This is a genomic window from Tardiphaga sp. vice304 (genome assembly GCF_007018905.1).
GTDB lineage: Bacteria > Pseudomonadota > Alphaproteobacteria > Rhizobiales > Xanthobacteraceae > Tardiphaga.
In genome coordinates this window covers 895,277-913,817 of sequence record NZ_CP041402.1, presented here as the reverse complement: position 1 = coordinate 913,817, position 18,541 = coordinate 895,277, and the positions used below count along the sequence as shown (strand labels likewise).

General features: G+C 65.0%; 17 protein-coding genes and 1 other annotated feature. Of the genes, 9 read left to right on the top strand and 8 right to left on the bottom strand.

What is annotated here, in order from left to right; translation table 11 throughout:
- Nucleotides 1-13 precede the first annotated feature (13 nt).
- The 3 genes from yghU to FNL56_RS04345 form a co-directional block, all read right to left on the bottom strand.
- Nucleotides 14-886, bottom strand: a complete 873-nt coding sequence (yghU, locus tag FNL56_RS04355; protein ID WP_143571761.1) for a glutathione-dependent disulfide-bond oxidoreductase — start codon at nucleotides 884-886, stop codon at nucleotides 14-16.
- A 191-nt stretch (nucleotides 887-1,077) separates the two neighbouring features.
- Complete coding sequence (gene feoB / locus FNL56_RS04350; protein WP_441351267.1) at nucleotides 1,078-2,976, bottom strand: ferrous iron transporter B; 1,899 nt, start codon at nucleotides 2,974-2,976, stop codon at nucleotides 1,078-1,080.
- Nucleotides 2,976-3,251: a FeoA family protein gene (locus tag FNL56_RS04345; RefSeq protein WP_168204636.1), complete on the bottom strand. Its 276-nt coding sequence runs from the start codon at nucleotides 3,249-3,251 to the stop codon at nucleotides 2,976-2,978. Before FNL56_RS04345 ends, feoB begins: the two co-directional genes overlap by 1 nt.
- A gap of 164 nt (nucleotides 3,252-3,415) precedes the next feature.
- On the opposite strand from FNL56_RS04345, the gene FNL56_RS04340 reads away from it, so the two are divergent.
- The 4 genes from FNL56_RS04340 (at nucleotide 3,416) to FNL56_RS04325 (ending at nucleotide 6,126) form a co-directional block, all read left to right on the top strand.
- Entirely contained in the window at nucleotides 3,416-3,802 is a 387-nt protein-coding gene (locus FNL56_RS04340) for a CidA/LrgA family protein (protein ID WP_143581794.1), read from the top strand.
- The gene (locus FNL56_RS04335; protein ID WP_143571759.1) at nucleotides 3,799-4,521 is read left to right on the top strand and encodes an LrgB family protein; all 723 of its coding nucleotides are present in this window, start codon (nucleotides 3,799-3,801) and stop codon (nucleotides 4,519-4,521) included. The genes FNL56_RS04340 and FNL56_RS04335 overlap by 4 nt, the downstream gene beginning before the upstream one ends.
- Before the next feature lie 112 nt (nucleotides 4,522-4,633).
- Complete coding sequence (locus FNL56_RS04330) at nucleotides 4,634-5,413, top strand: sulfite exporter TauE/SafE family protein (protein ID WP_143577520.1); 780 nt, start codon at nucleotides 4,634-4,636, stop codon at nucleotides 5,411-5,413.
- A 32-nt stretch (nucleotides 5,414-5,445) separates the two neighbouring features.
- Complete coding sequence (locus tag FNL56_RS04325) at nucleotides 5,446-6,126, top strand: DsbA family protein (protein ID WP_143571757.1); 681 nt, start codon at nucleotides 5,446-5,448, stop codon at nucleotides 6,124-6,126.
- 57 nt (nucleotides 6,127-6,183) lie between these two features.
- On the opposite strand, the gene FNL56_RS04320 is transcribed toward FNL56_RS04325, so the two are convergent.
- The 3 genes from FNL56_RS04320 to FNL56_RS04310 all read right to left on the bottom strand — a co-directional run bounded on the left by FNL56_RS04320 (nucleotide 6,184) and on the right by FNL56_RS04310 (nucleotide 8,768).
- Complete coding sequence (locus FNL56_RS04320) at nucleotides 6,184-6,390, bottom strand: hypothetical protein (RefSeq protein WP_143571756.1); 207 nt, start codon at nucleotides 6,388-6,390, stop codon at nucleotides 6,184-6,186.
- Between the two features lie 204 nt (nucleotides 6,391-6,594).
- Nucleotides 6,595-7,458: a hypothetical protein gene (locus FNL56_RS04315; RefSeq protein WP_143571755.1), complete on the bottom strand. Its 864-nt coding sequence runs from the start codon at nucleotides 7,456-7,458 to the stop codon at nucleotides 6,595-6,597.
- A gap of 5 nt (nucleotides 7,459-7,463) precedes the next feature.
- Nucleotides 7,464-8,768, bottom strand: coding sequence for a hypothetical protein (locus tag FNL56_RS04310; protein ID WP_143571754.1), 1,305 nt, complete (start codon nucleotides 8,766-8,768; stop codon nucleotides 7,464-7,466).
- Between the two features lie 208 nt (nucleotides 8,769-8,976).
- Here FNL56_RS04310 and FNL56_RS04305 point away from each other — a divergent pair, with 208 nt between their 5' ends.
- Nucleotides 8,977-11,292 (top strand): FdhF/YdeP family oxidoreductase, encoded by a 2,316-nt coding sequence (locus FNL56_RS04305; protein ID WP_143571753.1) that lies wholly within the window; start codon nucleotides 8,977-8,979, stop codon nucleotides 11,290-11,292.
- A 6-nt stretch (nucleotides 11,293-11,298) separates the two neighbouring features.
- On the opposite strand, the gene FNL56_RS04300 is transcribed toward FNL56_RS04305, so the two are convergent.
- Complete coding sequence (locus FNL56_RS04300; protein WP_246660853.1) at nucleotides 11,299-11,973, bottom strand: L,D-transpeptidase; 675 nt, start codon at nucleotides 11,971-11,973, stop codon at nucleotides 11,299-11,301.
- 166 nt (nucleotides 11,974-12,139) lie between these two features.
- Entirely contained in the window at nucleotides 12,140-13,606 is a 1,467-nt protein-coding gene (locus FNL56_RS04295) for a SulP family inorganic anion transporter (RefSeq protein WP_143577519.1), read from the bottom strand.
- A gap of 80 nt (nucleotides 13,607-13,686) precedes the next feature.
- Nucleotides 13,687-13,740, bottom strand: a sequence feature (sul1 is cis-regulatory element that is thought to sense ions involved in sulfur or methionine metabolism; They are found in Alphaproteobacteria).
- Between the two features lie 178 nt (nucleotides 13,741-13,918).
- Between FNL56_RS04295 and FNL56_RS04290 the strand changes: the two genes are divergently transcribed.
- The 4 genes from FNL56_RS04290 to FNL56_RS04275 all read left to right on the top strand — a co-directional run bounded on the left by FNL56_RS04290 (nucleotide 13,919) and on the right by FNL56_RS04275 (nucleotide 18,512).
- The gene (locus FNL56_RS04290; protein ID WP_143576011.1) at nucleotides 13,919-14,806 is read left to right on the top strand and encodes a cation diffusion facilitator family transporter; all 888 of its coding nucleotides are present in this window, start codon (nucleotides 13,919-13,921) and stop codon (nucleotides 14,804-14,806) included.
- Between the two features lie 84 nt (nucleotides 14,807-14,890).
- A complete protein-coding gene (locus FNL56_RS04285; protein WP_143571751.1) occupies nucleotides 14,891-15,262 on the top strand; it encodes a DUF2946 family protein in 372 nt (123 codons plus the stop codon).
- A gap of 56 nt (nucleotides 15,263-15,318) precedes the next feature.
- Nucleotides 15,319-17,526 (top strand): TonB-dependent receptor family protein, encoded by a 2,208-nt coding sequence (locus FNL56_RS04280; protein ID WP_143571750.1) that lies wholly within the window; start codon nucleotides 15,319-15,321, stop codon nucleotides 17,524-17,526.
- Nucleotides 17,527-17,561: 35 nt separating this feature from the next.
- Nucleotides 17,562-18,512: a DUF1775 domain-containing protein gene (locus tag FNL56_RS04275; protein WP_143578549.1), complete on the top strand. Its 951-nt coding sequence runs from the start codon at nucleotides 17,562-17,564 to the stop codon at nucleotides 18,510-18,512.
- The last annotated feature ends 29 nt before the right edge of the window (nucleotides 18,513-18,541 follow it).

Genomic DNA, 18,541 nt, shown 5'->3' with positions numbered 1-18,541 from the left:
GGGAAAGCGAACGTCAGGTCGCCGGAGCGATCTTGTCCTGCGTTTTCGTTTCGAAGTCCGAGGCATCATGGCGTTCGTGCAGCTGGCCTGCCGGGTCGCCCGAGATACGATTGACCATCCGTCCGCGCTTCACCGCAGGACGGCCAGCGATCGCCTTTGTCCAGCGCTGCATGTTCTTGTAGCTCTGCACGTCGAGGAATTCTGCGGAGTCGCCGTACAGCTTCCCCTCGGCAAGGCCGCCATACCAGGGAAACACCGCAATGTCGGCGATCGAATAGTCGTTGCCGCCGAGATACTCGGTTTCGGCCAGGCGACGGTCGAGCACGTCGAGCTGCCGCTTGGTCTCCATCGAGAAGCGGTCGATGGCATATTCGATCTTGCTCGGCGCGTAGGCATAGAAGTGCCCGAAGCCACCGCCCAGATAGGGCGCGCTGCCCATCTGCCAGAACAGCCATGACAAGGTTTCGGCGCGGGCCGGGCCGCTCGCGGGCAGCAACACGCCGAACTTTTCGGCCAGATGCATCAGGATCGCGCCGGACTCGAACACCCGCACCGGCGTCGGCCCGGACCGGTCCATCAGCGCCGGGATCTTCGAGTTCGGATTGACCTCGACGAAGCCGGAGCCAAACTGGTTGCCGTCGATCCGGATCAGCCAGGCGTCGTATTCCGCGCCGGCATGGCCGAGCGCGAGCAACTCCTCCAGCATGATCGTGACTTTCTGTCCGTTCGGCGTCGCCAGCGAATAGAGCTGCAGCGGATGCTTGCCGACCGGCAGCTCCTTGTCATGGGTCGCCCCGGCGATCGGCCGGTTGGTGCTGGCAAACTTGCCGCCATTTTCCTTGTTCCAGGCCCAGACCTTGGGCGGCGTGTAGGTAGAGTCGTTCATGGGATCTCCGTGCGTCGGGCAACGTCAAATCTGGCCGCGCTCATCAGGATGAGCGGCGTGCGGTGTCGGTCGTATAAGGGATAAAGGTCATATTGCCGCACCTCAAAAACAAGAGGCGGACGTGCAGCAAGGAGGGTTGACGTGGGGGCGGGGTAACCGGTGGCGGCTACCCGGGGAGCACAGCAGGGCGGCTACCCGGCTCCGAAGGCCACCGCCACATTGTACGTGATCAGGCTCGCTGCATAGGCCAGCGCGAACATGTAGAGGAACGCCACCACCATCCAGCCGGTGCTGCCGGTTTCGCGGCGGATCACGGCGAAGGTCGATGCGCATTGTGGGGCAAAGATGAACCAGGCGAGGAACGACAGCGCCGTGGCGAGGCTCCATTTGCTGGACAGCGCCTGGCCGATGGCATCGGCCGCTTCCTTGCCGCCCTCGATCGCATAGACGGTGCCGAGTGCGCCGACGGCGACCTCGCGCGCCGCCATGCCGGGGATCAGCGCCACCGCGATCTGCCAGTTGAAGCCCAGCGGCGCGAAGAACGGTTCGAGAAACTTTCCGATCATCGCCGCCAGGCTGTAATTGATCGCAGGCTCCGTGGCGCCGGCCGGCGGCTGCGGGAACGACGCCAGGAACCAGATCAACACCATCATCGCCAGGATCGTGGTGCCCGCCCGCTGCAGGAACATCTTGGCGCGGGTGTAGACGCCGATCGCGATCGATCGCAGACGTGGCAGCTTGTAATCCGGCAGTTCGAGCATGAACGGGGCAGGCTCATAGTCGCGCCACATGAAGAACTTGATGACGAACGACATCGCCAGCGCGCTGGCAATCCCGGCGACATACAGGCCGAACATCACCAGCCCCTGCAGGTTGAAGATACCCCAGATGTCGTTGGCTGGAATGAAGGCCGAGATGATCAGCGTGTAGACCGGGATCCGCGCCGAACAGGTCATCAGCGGCGCGATCAGGATGGTGGTGAGGCGGTCGCGCTTGTTGTCGATCACCCGCGTCGCCATGATCCCGGGGATCGCGCAAGCAAAGCTCGACAGCAGCGGGATGAAGGCGCGGCCATGCAGCCCGGCGCCGCCCATGATGCGGTCCATCAGGAACGCGGCGCGGGCCATGTAGCCGAAATCTTCCAGGAGCAGGATGAACAGGAAGATGACGATGATCTGCGGCAGGAACACCAGCACGCTGCCGACGCCGGCGATCAGGCCGTTCTGCAGGAAGCTTTGCAGCAGCCCCGCGGGCAGCACCTGCTGCACCAGGGCGCCGAGTGCGCCGAACGAATCCGACAGCAATTCCATCAAGGGCTGCGCCCAGCTGAACACCGCCTGGAACATGACGAACAGGATCAAGGCCAGGATCACCAGCCCGCCGACCGGATGCAGCACGACGGCATCGACCCGCGTGGTCAGCGTGTCCGGCTTGGCCGGCAGCGTCACGCATTGGCGGATGATCCGGTCGGCCTCGCGCTGCAGCGCCTTGAGGTCGGATATGGCCAGCGGCTGCCAGGTGTTGGCGATCGCGGCCGGCTGAGCGCGCGCCGCGAATTCCTCGGCACGGGCGATCAGTTCGGCGGTGCCGCCCTTGCGGACCGCGATCGAGGTCACGACCGGCACGCCGAGCGCCGCCGAGAGCGCGTCGATATCGACGCTGACGCCGCGGCGTTGCGCGATGTCGAACATGTTGAGCACCAGCAGCAACGGCCGGCCGGTACGCTTGAGCTCCAGCACCAGCCGGAAGCTCAGCCGCAGATTGGTGGTATCGGCGACACACAGCACAAGGTCGGGCAGCGTCTCGCCGGGATAATTGCCAAGCACGACGTCGCGGGTGATTTCTTCATCGGGGCTGCGGCCGCGCAGCGAATAGGTGCCGGGCAGATCGACCAGCGAAATCTGCCGGCCACTCGACGTGACGAAGGCGCCGGTCTTGCGCTCGACCGTGACGCCCGCATAATTCGCAACCTTCTGCCGGCTGCCCGTGAGCGCATTGAACAGTGCGGTCTTGCCGCTATTCGGCGCGCCGACCAGCGCCAGATGCACCGGGCGAGGATCCAGGGAAAGGGGGGTGACGAGCCGGTTCATCAGCGCACGACGATGGCCATCGCCTCGCGCCGGCGCAGCGCGATGGTGACATTATCGACGCGGACCGCGATCGGATCGCGGCGGATCGCGCCCTCATGCAGGATCTCGACCCGGGCGCCTTCGACGAAGCCCATCTCGATCAGCTGGCTTTCCAGCGCGAGCGCCGACAACGAAGAGCCACCTTCCAGAATCTCGAGCCGCTGGATCGTCCCGCAGAAGCCGCGGGGGGCGTTTCCAAGCACGTAAGCAATGGGGCTGGCGGTCGCTGTGTCCATCGCATGCTTCTTCCAAGCGCGGCCGATGCGGTCAAGCGCCAACCGGCAATCTAGAATGATTGTAAAGACACGATACCGGCAATGTCAGGAGAAGCAGCCATGAGGGCCGCGGAATCGACATCGCCGGCGACGCGAGCGATAAAGCCGGAACTGACGGGGACCCCATGATCGCGAGCCTGTGTTTGATTCTGCTGTGCCAGCTGGCCGGCGAGATTTTCGTGCGCGGCCTCGCACTGCCGATGCCCGGCCCGGTGATCGGCATGCTGCTGCTGCTCGTCCTGCTCCTGGCGCGCGACCGCATCAAGCTGCTGGCCCGCGGACCACTGGGGGACGGCGGCGTCGAGAGCAGCGCGCGCGGGCTGCTGGCGCATCTGTCGCTGCTGTTCGTGCCGGCGGGCGTCGGCATTGTGCAGAAGCTCGACCTGCTCGCCGCGCATGGCCTGGCGATCGCCGCGGTGCTGGCACTTTCGGTGCTGATCACGTTGTTGGTGACGGTGGCGACCTTCCTGCTGGTCGGACGGCTGATGTCGCGCGGACAGCAGACACCATGAGCGCCGATCCGTTCTCGCTCTGGGTCTTTCTGTCCCAGTCGCCGCTGCTGTGGCTGACGGTGACGCTGCTGGTCTATGCCAGCACCGACGCGCTGTCGCTGGCGACCGGCCGCAATCCGTTCGCCAATCCCGTATTTCACGCGATGTGGATCATCGCGGCCTTCCTGCTCCTGACCGGCACCTCCTACACCACCTATTTTGGCGGCGCGCAGTTTGTGCACTTCCTGCTCGGGCCGGCGACGGTGGCGCTGGCGGTGCCGCTTTACGAGAACCGCAAGATCGTCGCCGCGGCGATCGTGCCGATGCTGGTGGCGCTGGTGATCGGCTGCGCCACGGCGATCGTCTCGGTGGTGCTGCTGGCCAATGCATTCGGCCTGCCGCGCGAGATCGTGCTGGCGCTGGCGCCGAAGTCGGTGACCGCGGCGGTGGCGATGGGCATCAGCGAGTCGCTCGGCGCCGATGCCTCGCTGACCGCGGTGGCGGTGATCCTCACTGGCATCATGGGCGCGATCATCGTGACGCCGCTGATGAACAGAATGGGCATCACCGACTACCGCGCCCGCGGCTTCGCGGTGGGACTGGCGTCGCACGGCATCGGCACCGCGCGCGCGTTCCAGGTCGATGCGGTCGCCGGCGTGTTCGCCGGCATCGCGATGAGCCTGAATGCGCTGGTGACGTCGCTGCTGGTGCCGATCGCCGTCACGCTGCTGCTGCGCTGATGGCCATCACGAAATCGCGCCGCCAAGCCATCGCAGTTGTGATGACGCCGGCATGGAGCGGTGCGGCAAGACTGGTTATGGTCGCGCCGTCGATAACAAGAAGCGCCCGATTATGATGACCCTGATGCAGGACGTGTTGGCACTGGCATCGGGCGTGCTGGTCGGCTTCTCGCTGGGGCTGGTCGGCGGCGGCGGATCGATTCTGGCGGTGCCGCTGATGGTCTATGTGGTCGGCGTACCCAGCGCCCATGTCGCGATCGGCACCAGCGCCATCGCGGTGGCCGTCAATGCCGCGATCAATCTCGCCAACCATGCGCGTGGCGGCCGGGTGCACTGGTCCTGCGCGCTGGTGTTTGCCTCAGCCGGCATCGTCGGCGCGTTCGGCGGGTCCTCGCTCGGCAAGCGGGTCGATGGCAGCAACCTGCTGGTGATGTTCGCGCTCCTGATGCTGGCGATCGCCGGGCTGATGCTGCGGTCGCGATCCCGCACCGGAATCGACCGGGTCGCGATCAGCATGGCCAATACGCCGGCGCTGCTGGCGCTCGGCCTCGCCACCGGCGCACTGTCCGGTTTCTTCGGCATCGGCGGCGGCTTCCTGATCGTGCCGGCCCTGATGCTGGCGACCGGCATGTCGATCATGAGCGCGATCGCCTCGTCGCTGGTCGCGGTCACGGCGTTCGGCGTCACCACCGCTGCGAGCTATGCGTGGTCCGGCCTGATCTCGTGGCAACTGGCGCTGATGTTCATCCTCGGCGGCGTTGTCGGCGGCCTCGCCGGCACCGCTTCGGCTCGCTATTTGTCGCTGCGCCGCGGCGCGCTCAACACCGTGTTTGCATCTATCATTATCGTGGTGGCGCTCTATATGTTGGCCCGCAACATCTACGTCACCTGAACGTCGGCGCGCAGTACCGCCGGGAGCCCTGCATGAGCGATATCATCAACACATCCCGGCGCATCCCGGGCCCAAGCCGCCGCGGCGCCTTGGCACTGCTCGGCGGCGGCGCCGTGCTGCTCGGCTTCGATGTCGCGCCGGTCGCGGCGGTGGCCGCCAATGGCGACGAGAAGGTGCTGAACGAGGCCTCGGTGCTGCGCGATCCCGACATCCCCGTCGCCGGCAATCCCGACGGCGACATCACGATCGTCGAGTTTTTCGACTTCCAGTGCCCGTATTGCAAGAAGCTGGCGCCCGAGTTGAACGCCGCGGTGAAACAGGACGGCCGCGTCCGTCTCGTGCACAAGGACTGGCCGATCCTCGGGCCAGTATCGGTCTATGCGTCGAGGCTGGTGCTGGCGACGAAGTATCAGAACAAGTTCGTCGAAGCGCATGACGCGCTGATCTCTCTCCCAGTCAAACTCACCGAGTCCGGCGCCCGCGAGAGCCTCGCCAAAGCAGGCATCGACGTCGACCGCGCGATTGCCGACCTGCAGACCCATCAGGACGCCATTGTCGCCACGCTGAAGCGGACCAACGAGCAGGCGACGGCGTTCGGCTTCAACGGCACGCCGGCCTTCATCATCGGCAAGTTCCGTGTCCCCGGCCCGCTCACGCAGGAGCAGTTCGGCCAGGCCATCGCAGACGCCCGCAAGGCAAACGCGAAGAAGTAGACGCAAAAAACGCCCGCGTCGTGCGACGCGGGCGTTTTCGTTGTCAAATCAGGTCGATCAGTTCGACGTCAGCTTGACCCAGTCCTTGTGGGTGCGCGTCTTCAAAGCATCCCATTCGCTGGACGCGACGTCCCAGTTGACGATGGTGCGGCCGGGCTGCGCGACCTCGCCGCTGGCCACGGTCGATGTCGACATCGAATCGTGGATGTAGATGCCGCCGGTCAGCAGCAGCGCACCCAGGATCATTCCAACAAACATCCGCATCGCAAATTCTCCAATGAGCGCGAACAACGCGATGTCCCTGAGAATGGTTCCAATTTTCGTTTACCATCTTCCCGATGACGGGTTAGACGTTCAGCGATCATTGCGAGGAGCGAAACGACGCGGCAATCCAGAAGGCCGCAAGCTCGGCAAGAACTGGATTGCTTCGTCGCTTCGCTCCTCGCAATGACGGCGGATTGGCCTGAGCTAGGTCCGCGACTTCGTCGCAGCAGCAGGTGGTGCAGCAACGGGAGGCGTCGTCGGCGCAGCAGGCCCCGCCTCCGCCGTCACGATGTTCAGCGACTTCAACTCGTCCGGCTTGAAGATGAACAATCGGTCCGTCGGCGTTTCCATCGCATGCACCCAGACCTGCAAATTGATGCCCATGTCGGCGAGGTAGCGCTGGCAGCGCGCCGAGATGCGCTGCGCGTCGCTCATGTCGTCGCGCGGCGCCATCGGGTCCGGCCGGCTTCCGGCAAATACCTGATGCACCCCGATCGCGGCCTTGTCGCCGGCGCGGCGCTCGTGGCCGCCGAAGAACACCAGCGGACACGACGACGCGCAATATTTACCGGCGCCAACCTCGGTCGCCAGCTTCTTGTCACGAATGAGCTTGCCCATCGCCAGTGCATCGCCGACCGAGCCGCCCGGCGAGTTCAGCACCACGGTCTTGACGTAGTCGCCGCGCTTGCCGATTTCCGCGGCGAAGGCCTTGGAGATGCCCGGCGTGATGGTGCCGGTCGCCATCAGCCGGCCACCGCCGACCAGTTCGAAGGTCATCGGCCGGGCCATTGCGCCGTCGGGCTGCGGCAGCGGCGCGCCGCGGCGCTCGGCGCCGGGCAGCAGCGGCGCCAGGATCGCCGGCACCGAAAGCCCGGGCGACGCCTTGGTCTCAGCCGGGGTCAGCCCGATGTCTTCCGGCTTCATCCAGCCGTTCATGGTGGCGAGATCGAGCGCCAGCGCGCCGACGGCCAGCATCACCATGCCGCGGAAGATGAAGCGCAGGATACCGTCGTCGGGATGGTCCGACAGCCATGCTTGGAAGCGTTGGTTGAAGGTCGAGGAGGCCATCGCGGTTACTTGGTGTGCCGCGCCGAGGACAGCGGCGTGACGTTCTCGTCGCTCGCCGCTTCGGGAATGGCCGCGGCATCGCCATCCGGCGTCGTCCCCTCCGGCACCGCATGGCGTGCGGTCTCGATCTCCCTCGCCATCTTCAGCGCCATCATCATCTCGCCGACGGTCATATCCGTCGCATGGCTCGAAGGCTGCCCCTCGCGGCGGATCGCGGCGTGCACCACGCAGAGGATCAGCACCAGCACCGCCGGCATCAGGTCGATCGAGATGGCGCCGGCCCAGCTCGGGATGAAATCGCCGGCGTAACGCAGCACCGCTTCCGCCGGCGACATCGCCTGGAACCGGGCCGGCTCGACCCGCGGCGTCTGCAGGATCTTGTCGGCGGCATCCGACAGTGACGCGGCCTGCGCGTTGATCGAGCCTTCGACCTTGCTGACCACGGCGGTCTGCCGGTCGGCAAGATCGCCGCGGCCGCCGGCGGCCGGCGCGATGAAACCGGCGGTCAGCGACGCGGACGCGCGCTTCACCGCGGGCGCCACCGAGGTCTGCTGCAAATTGGCGATCACGCCCATCAGCGCCAGGGATTCGGAGGCAAAGGCGTCGCTGCGGGTGGAGATCGGGCCACGGTCGGAGATCAGCTCGCGCATCCTGGCCAGATGCTTGCCGCCCTGCTCGAACAGCGAGGTGACGCGCTTGCCGGAGGCCTGCACTTCCTGGCCGAGACTGTCGAGCTGCCCGGACATCTGGGTCAGCAACTGCACCACCGTGCCGGACCCCGAGGTTCCGGTCAGCAATCCCGTCCGCTCGGCATCGGCGAGGCGGGCAAAGCGCGACGACGCCAGCTGGATATCGGGCAGCAGGCCCTGCGCGGCGATGGCGTTGGTGTTCGCGGTGTCGAGGTCGCGGGTGTAGTTCTGCACGGTAATGCTGAGATGTTGCTGGATCGCGGCGGCGCCGGCCAGCGCCGAGGCGTTCAGCCACGACGACATCGCCACGATCATCAGCGATCCCAGCAGCATGCAGCCGAACATCAGGTTGCGGCCGCGGCGGTCGACCACATGCGGCATGAACTGCATCAGGAACACCCAGAACGCATAGATGCCGACCGAGACCGCAACCGAATAGATCACCGCGGCGAAGAACACCGTGGTCGGGCTGCCGTTCAGCAATTCGCGAACGCCGAGATAGGTGTAGACCCCCGCCGCCAGCGCCAGGATGGCGGTGGTCAGCTTCAGCATCCCCTCGAGGCGCGCGACGCCGGATGTCAGCAGCGCGGAGGTGGAGCGGGCGGGGGAAATCAGGGGCATGGGGTGTCCCAGTCCAATATGAATGAAAAAGAGCGCCCCCGCTAAGCCGTTCAGCTAGTGGAGAAAATCGACAAGATTATGTCGCGGCCTACTCTTGAAGCACGGGCAAGAGCGGTCAACTCTGGAACATAGCGCAATGGTGACTGTTCATTGACCGGCGCCGCTGGCCGCAAGCCGGCTTCGAAGCCTGTTGTCGAATGGAATCCACATGTCGAATGCCGAGATCATCGCCGCTCCTGCTGCGACCGAAGAGCCTGTGCACCAATATGATGGGGCAGTCGGCGGATGGGGGTCGCTGCGGGGTCTGACGTCCGTCGTGCTGCGCGAACAACCCAACCCGGTCACGCTCGGCCGGCAATTGCTTCGGCAGAACAAGGATGACGGGTTTGCATGCGTAAGCTGCGCTTGGGGCAAACCGGACAAGCTGAGCCCGGCTGAATTTTGCGAGAACGGCGCCAAGGCGACGGCTTGGGACCTGACTCGGCACCGCTGCACGCCGGAATTCTTCGCCAAACACACGCTGACCGAATTGCGGACGTGGCCTGACTTCGATCTGGAGCATCAGGGCCGACTGACCGCACCGATGCGCTACGACGCCGCCACCGACAAATATGTGCCTTGCCAATGGGAAGAGGCCTTCGCCGAGATCGGCCGCGAGTTGAAGGCGTTGAAGCCAAAGTCGGTGGTGTTCTATGCCTCCGGCCGAGCCTCGCTGGAAACGTCCTACATGTACGGCCTGCTGGCGCGCATGTACGGCAACAACAACCTGCCCGACAGCTCGAACATGTGCCATGAGTCGACCTCGGTCGGCTTGAAGTCGGCGATCGGCGTGCCGGTCGGCACCGTCAAGCTGGAGGACTTCGAACACACCGACTGCATCCTGTTCTTCGGCCAGAATGTCGGCTCCAACAGCCCGCGTATGCTGCACGAGTTGCAGCCCGCGGCAAAACGCGGCGTGCCGATCATCACCTTCAATCCGCTGCGTGAACGCGGCCTGGAGGAGTTCACCAATCCGCAGTCGCCGTTGCAGATGGTGACGGGCTCCTCGACCGCGATCAGCACGCAATATTACCAGCCGCGTCCGGGCAGTGACATCGCCGTGATGACCGGCATGTGCAAATGGCTGATCGAACGAGACGACGCGGCTACTGCGACAGGCGGCGCACGCGTGCTGGACCACGAATTCATTGCCACCCACACCTCCGGCTTCGAGGAACTCGCCACGTTCTGCCGCGCCGCCGACTGGGCGGAGATCGAGCAAGAAACTTCGCTGTCGCGCTCCGACATCGAAACTGCTGCGGAAACCTATGCCCGCGCCAAGGCCGTGATCCTGGTCTACGGCATGGGGCTGACGCAGCATCGCTTCGGCGTGCAGAACGTCCACATGGCCTGCAACCTGCTGCTGCTGCGCGGCAATATCGGCAAGCCCGGCGCCGGTCCGTGCCCGGTGCGCGGCCATTCCAATGTGCAGGGCCAGCGCACCGTCGGCATCTCCGAAAATCCTGAACTGGTGCCGCTGGACAAGTTGGCTACGCAGTACGGCTTCGAACCGCCGCGCGACAAGGGCCTCAACACCGTCGAAGCCTGCGAAGGAATCTTGAAAGGCGACGTCCGCGGCTTCATCGCCCTCGGCGGGAATTTTCTGCGCGCCATTCCGGATACCCAACGCATGGAACCGGCATGGGGCGGATTGCGGCTCTCGGTACAGATCGCGACCAAGCTCAACCGCAACCATCTGGTCCCCGGCGAGGTGACTTATTTGTTGCCGTGCCTCAGCCGGATCGAGCGCGACGTGCAGGCCAGCGGCCCGCAGACCGTATCGATGGAGGATTCCACCAGCGTCATTCACCCGTCGTTCGGCGATGTCGAGCCGAGCAGCAAGGACCTGCTGGCTGAAGCCACCATCGTGGCGGAAATCGCCAAGGCGACGCTGCCTGACAATCCGAAACTGGACTGGACGGCATGGACCGCCGATTACGCAAAGGTGCGCGACGCCATTGCCGAGACCTATCCGGAGTGGTTCTACGATTTCAACCAGCGCCTGAAAAAGCCTGGCGGCTTCTATCGAGACAACAAGGCGCGCCGTCGCGACTTCACCGCGACCAAGAGCGGACTGGCGACCTTCTTCGCGCCGACCCAACTCTCGGCCACCGGGTTTGCCGACGCGCCGGGCCTGCTTCGGTTGATGACACTGCGCTCCAACGACCAGTTCAACACCACGATTTACGGCTATGAAGATCGCATGCGCGACGTGAGCGGCACCCGCGAGATTTTGTTCATGAACCCGGAAGATATCGTGCACTACGGCCTGAAGGATGGCGACGCGGTTGGACTCGCCACCGATGCGCCGGACGGTCTGGCGCGCGAAATGCGCGGGCTGAAGGTGTTTTCCTACAACATCCCGCGCGGCAGCGTCGGCGCCTATTATCCGGAATGTAACGTGCTGGTCCCGGTCGGGCATTACGCCGAGGAGAGCATGGTCCCCGCGGCGAAATCAGTGCCGGTGCGTCTCATCCTGAAATGAGCCGTCTTACGACTCCGCCGAGCGGCCGCCCTGGATCACGACCACGCGGCTGCCGGTCTGGACGCGGCTGTAGAGGTCGATGATGTCCTGGTTCATCAGCCGGATGCAGCCGCTGGAGACGGCATGGCCGATGGTCGCCGGCTCGGTGGTGCCGTGGATCCGGAACATGGTGTCGCGGTCGCCCTGATACAGATACATCGCGCGCGGGCCGAGCGGATTGTCGATGCCGCCCTGCAGACCGCTGGCCATGTGGCGATAGCGCGCCGGCTCGCGGTTCATCATGTTCTCGGTCGGGCTCCAATGCGGCCATTCCGCCTTGCGCTTGATCACGGCGTTGCCGGCAAACGCCAGGCCCGCCTTGCCGACCCCGATGCCGTAGCGCATCGCGCGGCCGTTGCCCTCGACCAGATAAAGATGGCGCGCGGCGGTATCGACGATGATGGTGCCGGCAGGTTCCCGCGTGCGGTACTCGACCGGCTGGCGCAGCATCGCCGGGTCGATCTCGCTGACATCGATGGGGGGCAGTTCATGGCCACCATCGGTCATGGAGGCATATTTCGCCGACGCGCCCCCGGCAAAACCGCCGAGCCCGCCACCGCTGCTGGCGCAGCCGGCCAGCGAGGCCGACACCATCAACAGCGCCAGCAAGCGCAACCCGCGTGATCCGCCAAAACCCGTCATCATCATTCCCAGTCGTCACTACCAATGGAACCGCGCTTGGTAGCGCGATCCGTCCCCCCATCGGTTGGGGCCTGCAGCGAACTTAGGAAAGTGACATTCGTGTCAACGGCGCCATGGCGGGGCTTTTTGCGCAGGGTGTGATGCAAGCGCCACAGCCACCACCACTTCAGGGTGTCTGAGCGCGGTGATGCGTTCCGAATTTTTCGACCATGGTCTCGCTGGCCTGGTTCAGCCCCATCACCTCGACGTCCGCGCCATGGCGGCGCAGCTTCAGCACGATATCGTCCAGTGCGCCGATCGCGCTGATGTCCCAGAAATGCGCCGCGCTGACGTCGATGCAGACGCGCGCCGGCACGTCCTGGTAATCGAAGGCGTCGATCAGGCTCTGCGTCGAGGCGAAGAACACCTGGCCCCGGACGCGGTAGGTGATGCCGCCGCCGTCCGCGCTGCGCTCCGAGCCGACATCGAGCAACCGCGCCACCTTGGCGGCGAAGAACACGCCGCTCATCACCACGCCACCCAGCACGCCCATCGACAGATCACCGGTGACGACCACGAGGACCACCACCGTCAGCATCACCACGCTGGAGCTCAGCGGATGCGAGCGCAGGTTGGTGACCGACGACCACGAGAAGGTCGAGATCGACACCATGATCATGACGGCGACCAAAGCCGCCATCGGGATCTGTTTCACCCAGTCGCCGAGCACCACGATCAGGAACAGCAGCAGGCAACCGGCGAACAGCGTCGACAGCCGCGTCCGCGCGCCGGCGGTGACGTTGATGACGGACTGCCCGATCATCGCGCAGCCGCCCATCGCGCCGAGAAAGCCAGTGACGAAATTGGCGACGCCCTGGCCGACACATTCGCGGTTCTTGTTGCTGGACGTGTCGGTCATGTCGTCGACGATCGACGCCGTGAGCAGCGATTCCAGCAGGCCGACGGCCGCCATGGTCAGCGAATAGGGCAGGATGATCCGCAGCGTTTCGAAATTGAACGGCACCTGCGGCAGCGCGAAGAACGGCAGCGAGGACGGCAACTCGCCCATGTCGCCGACGGTGCGCAACTTGATTCCGGAAAGCAGCGTGAACGCCGTGAGCACGATGATGGCGACCAGCGCCGACGGCACGCGCTTCGTGACGTAGGGGAACAAATAGATGATGCCGAGGCCGGCGGCGACCATCGGGTAGGTTGGCCAGCCCACATTTATCAGCTGCGGCAGCTGCGCCATGAAGATCAGGATCGCCAGCGCATTGACGAAGCCGGTCATCACCGAGCGCGACACGAATTTCATCAGGAGGCCCAGCCGCAGCGCGCCAGCGACGATCTGGATCAGGCCCATCAGCACGGTCGCGGCGAACAGATATTGCAGGCCGTGGTCGCGCACGAGCGTGATCATCAGCACCGCGGTGGAGGCCGTGGCGGCAGAGATCATCGCCGGACGCCCGCCGACGATGGCGGTGACCACCGCGATCGAGAACGAGGCATAGAGCCCGATTTTGGGATCGACGCCGGCGACGATGGAGAATCCGATCGCTTCCGGAATCAGCGCCAGCGCGACCAGCGTACCGGATAAGAGTTCAGTGGGAATATTGCTCAACCATTCGCGGCGGAAGCGTTCGACGAATGTCATGGGGAAAGACCGATAGGGTCAGCGCGGCTGACGGGCCATGCCCGATCTACCGAAAGCAGAAAATTTCTGATTGCGCTGAGGGGTTTCCGGGGGATAGGCGCCCGGCCGAGCCACCCGATCAGATCGGGTCCGACGATCGTTTCAAACTGCCTTGGTAACGCCGCGGAATCAAGCGCGACTTCGCAGCATCGCCGCTCAAATGCCAGTCGTAATGCGAAGCAATCGCAGCTATGGGAATGCGCCTTGCATCTCCGGCGACGCCATACTAGAGCACACAGCCGCGCTTGCCGCGTCCCTCAATGAGCATAGATGATGACAAGCGTTCGCAGTCTGGCGCAGGGCAGCATCGTCGTGGGCTTCGCCGTCCTCGGCCTGAAATATGTCGCCTATCACCTCACCGGCAGCGTCGCGCTGCTGTCGGACGCGATCGAAAGCATCGTCAATGTGGTGACGGCCGTCGTGGCGCTGATGGCGATCAGCCTGAGTGCCAAGCCGGCCGACGAGGAACATCCCTACGGGCACCACAAGGCGGAATATTTCTCCGCCGTGCTGGAAGGCGTGCTGATCGTGCTGGCCGCGATCCTGATTCTCCACGAGGCCTATGCCAGCTATCTGGCGCCGCGCGCGCTCGATGCGCCCTGGCTGGGGCTGGCCGTCAACGGCCTGGCCACCGCACTCAATGCGATCTGGGCCTGGGTGCTGATGCGGTTCGGCCGCAGCCGGCGCTCGCCGGCGCTGGTGGCCGACGGCCGCCACCTCCTGACTGACGTGGTGTCGTCGATCGGCGTGCTGGGCGGCGTCGGCGTTGCCGCTGTCCTGAACATTCCGATCCTCGATCCGATCCTCGCCGCTTTGGTGGCGCTCAATATCCTGTGGGCCGGCTGGGCCCTGATGAAGGAATCGCTCAGCGGGCTGATGGACGAGTCGATTCCGCCGACGACGCTGCTGGCCATCAAGAAGATCATCTCGACCCAATCGGGTGGCGCGATCGAGGCGCACGACCTGCGCACCCGCCGCGCCGGCCGCATGACCTTCATCGACTTTCATTTGGTGGTGCCGGGCACCACCACCGTCAGCGACGCGCACGAGATCTGCGACACGCTCGAGATCGCGATCCGGGAGGAGATCGGCGAGGCGCTGATCACCATCCATGTCGAGCCCGACGACAAGGCCAAGCACGCCGGCATCGTGGTGCTGTAGACCTGTTGTCCGAGCGCCGCAGACGAAATCTGTGCTCTTTGACAGCGTCCCCTGCCATGCTAGTTGGGGGATGAGGAAAGTTCTTTGAAGCAGCATTCGCACAGACGCCGGTTTGGCACCGTGGCATCGCTCGCCGCGGCCTATGCGCTCGTGCTCAACGTCATCCTCTCCAGCCTGCTGCTGGCCTCGGTGTCGCCGGCGCTCTACGCCGCCGGCTTCGAGATCTGCGCCGTCAATCCGGACCATGGCGACGCCGGCAAGAGCCCCGGCCAGGTCGCGGTGCATTGCCCGGTCTGCGTATTCGCGCACGCGCCCGGCGCGCCGCCGCAGCCGACCGAGTTCCTCACCACGCGGATCGCGATCACCATCGCACCGACCATCGCCCGCGAGGCCGCCATTATTGCGCGGTTGGCCGCCACCGACCATCAGGCCCGTGCCCCGCCGCGACTGATCTGACGTCCCGCGCGATCCCGCGCGCCCATCTCGTCATATCAATCCGGTGGAGTTAACCCATGTTTTCCGTATCCCTGCGGCTGCGCAGCGCTTCGCTGGCATCCGCGGCTGCGCTGCTATCCAGCGCGACCTTCTCGGATGCCGCCTCCGCGCAAGCCGGTTCACAGACCGAGCTGCCGTCCGTGACCGTCGATGCCCCGCAGCAAAAGCGCGCTGCCGCCCGACCGGCCCGTCGCGCCACAACCACCTCGACACGCGCCTCGCGTCAGCCGGTGGTGGCATCGGCGCAAACCGCCCAGGCGCCGGGCGTACCGGGCTCGCTCACCGTCGCCACCGCGCAGCAGGCGCTCCGCGAAATCCAGCGAACGCCGGGCGGCGTCGCGCTGGTGACGGCCGATGTCTGGCGCAACTCGACCGTCAGCAACTCGATCAAGGACATCCTCGATTATGTGCCGGGCGTGATCGCGCAACCGAAATGGGGCGACGACACGCGGCTGTCGATCCGCGGCTCCGGCCTGTCGCGCAATTTCCATCTGCGCGGCGTACAGCTCTATATGGACGGCATCCCGATCAACACCTCGGATGGCTATGGCGATTTTCAGGAGATCGATCCGACCGCCTACAAATATGTCGAGGTCTACAAGGGCGGCAACGCGCTGCGGTTCGGCGCCAATTCGATGGGCGGCGCGATCAACTTCGTCACTCCGACCGGCCGCGATCCGTTCCCCAACAGCGCCAGCATCGACATGGGCGCGTTCGGCTATCGTCGCGTGCAGGCCAGCGCCGGCGGCGCCAACGGCCCGTGGGACGGCTTCCTCACCGCCTCGACGCAATCGACCGACGGTTTTCGCGATCATAGCTGGGGCACATCGACCCGCGTCAGCGGCAATGTCGGCTACCAGTTCTCGCCGGATTTCGAGACCCGGTTCTATCTCAACGCCAACGAGGTGCGGCAGCGGATTCCCGGCTCGGTGACCAGGGCCTCGGCGCTGAACTCGCCGACCACCGCCGCCGCCGGCAACATCAGCGGCGACCAGCAGCGCAATATCGACACCGTGCGGCTCGCCAACAAGACCACGATCCGCTTTGACAACACCACAGTAGATTTCGGCGTGTTCGGCGTCGATCGCCACCTGATGCACCCGATCTTCCAGGTGCTGGACTATCACTACCAGGACTATGGCGGCTTCGCGAAGCTCACCGACGACCGCTTCATCGGCGGCTACCGCAACGTGTTCACCGCCGGCGTCAACCTCGTCAACGGCCGCATCGACAACACGCAATACGTCAATGTGGGCGGTCAGAAGGGCGCGCTGGCTTCATCATCGGTCGACTCGTCGAAGAACACCTCGGTCTATGCCGAGAATTCGTTCTATTTTCTGCCGAGCGTGGCGGCGATTGCCGGCACCCAGTTCCTCTACGCGACACGCAATCGCCGGGATCGTTTCCTGAGCGACGGCGACAATTCAGGCTCGACCGAATTCAACCTGTGGAGCCCGAAGGCGGGCCTGTTGTGGCAGATCGATCCGACCTGGCAGGCTTATGCCAATGTCTCGCGCAGCGCCGAAGTGCCGAGCTTCGGCGAAAGCTCGTCGGGTGCAGGCATCCCGACGATCCCCTTCACCAGCATCAAGCCGCAACGCGCCACGACCTATGAGATCGGCACCCGTGGCCGGCGGCCCGACCTCACCTGGGAGCTGACCGGCTACCGCGCCGAGATCAAGAACGAGTTGCTGTGCCTGTACAGCGTATTCGGCAATTGCAACGTCACCAACGCCGACCGCTCCATCCATCAGGGTATCGAGGCCGGCCTCGGCATCGCCGTGATGAAGGGCCTGTTCGCCGTCGGCGAGCAGCCCGACCGGCTGTGGCTCAACATGGCTTACACGCTGAACGACTTCCGCTTCGACAACGACGCGGTCTACGGCAACAACCTGCTGCCCGGCGCGCCCAACCATTATTTGCGCGCCGAACTGCTCTACAAGCACGCCAACGGCTTCTACATCGGCCCCAATCTCGAATGGGTGCCGGAATCCTATTACGTCGACAGCGCCAACACGCTGAAGACCGAACCCTATGCGATCTGGGGCCTCAAGGCCGGCGTCGACAATGGCGGCACCTATTCCGGCTATATCGAGGCCCGCAACATCGCCAATACCACCTACATCGCCTCGGCCAGCATCATCGACAGGGCCAATGCGAATTCGACGCTGTTCGAGCCCGGCTTCGGCCGCGCCGTCTATGCCGGCATCAAGGCCCGCTGGTGATCGCCATGACCAAGCATCCAACGAAAGGACCTACCATGAAGAACCTCTCCACGCTCGCGCTCGCTGCCGGCCTCGCCGCCCTCGCGGCGCCGTCTCACGCCCACGTCTTCCTGCAAAGCGGCACCGCCACGGTGGGCGGATCTTATCGCGCCGTGCTGGCGGTGCCGCATGGCTGCAAGGCGTCGGCCACGACCAAGATCACCGTGACCATTCCCGAGGGCATGGTCGCGGTGAAGCCGATGCCGAAGCCGGGCTGGAGCATCGACGCGAAGAAGGGCGCCTATGCGAAATCCTACGAGTTCATGCACGGCATGAAGGCCTCCGAAGGCGTGCAGGAGATCAGCTGGACCGGCAAGCTCGACAACGACTTCTATGACGAGTTCGTCTTCACCGGCTATCTGCCGGCGGAGTTGAAGACCGATGCGCCGCTGTACTTCCCGACGCTGCAGAGCTGCGAGGCCGGCTCCGAGAACTGGGCCGAGATCCCCGCCGCCGGCCAGGACCCGCATGCGCTGAAATCCCCTGCCCCGATGCTGCAGCTTGCGGCATCCACGAAGCCGGCGATGGCCGCGATGGCGCAGGCCGGCGAGTTGATGATCACCGCGCCGTGGACCCGCGCGACCCCGCCCGGCGCCAAGCTCGCCGGCGGCTACCTCACGATCATGAACATGGGCAAGACCAGCGACCGCCTCACCGGCGGCAGCTTCGGCAATGGCGGCAAGATCGAGGCCCACGAAATGACCATGACGGACGGCGTGATGAAGATGCGCGAACTCGGCCGTGGTCTCGAGATCAAGCCCGGCGCCACCGTGAAGCTGGAGCCCGGCGGTTATCATCTGATGCTGCTCAACCTCCCCGCCCCCTTCAAGCAGGGCGACAAGGTCAAGGCGCAGCTGACCTTCGAGAAGGCCGGCAAGATCGACGTCGAACTCGATGTTGCCGGCATCGGCGCCCAGGCCCCGGCCGGTGCTGGCCACGCGCATTAACCTGCGGCGATCGGTAGCCCGGATAGCGG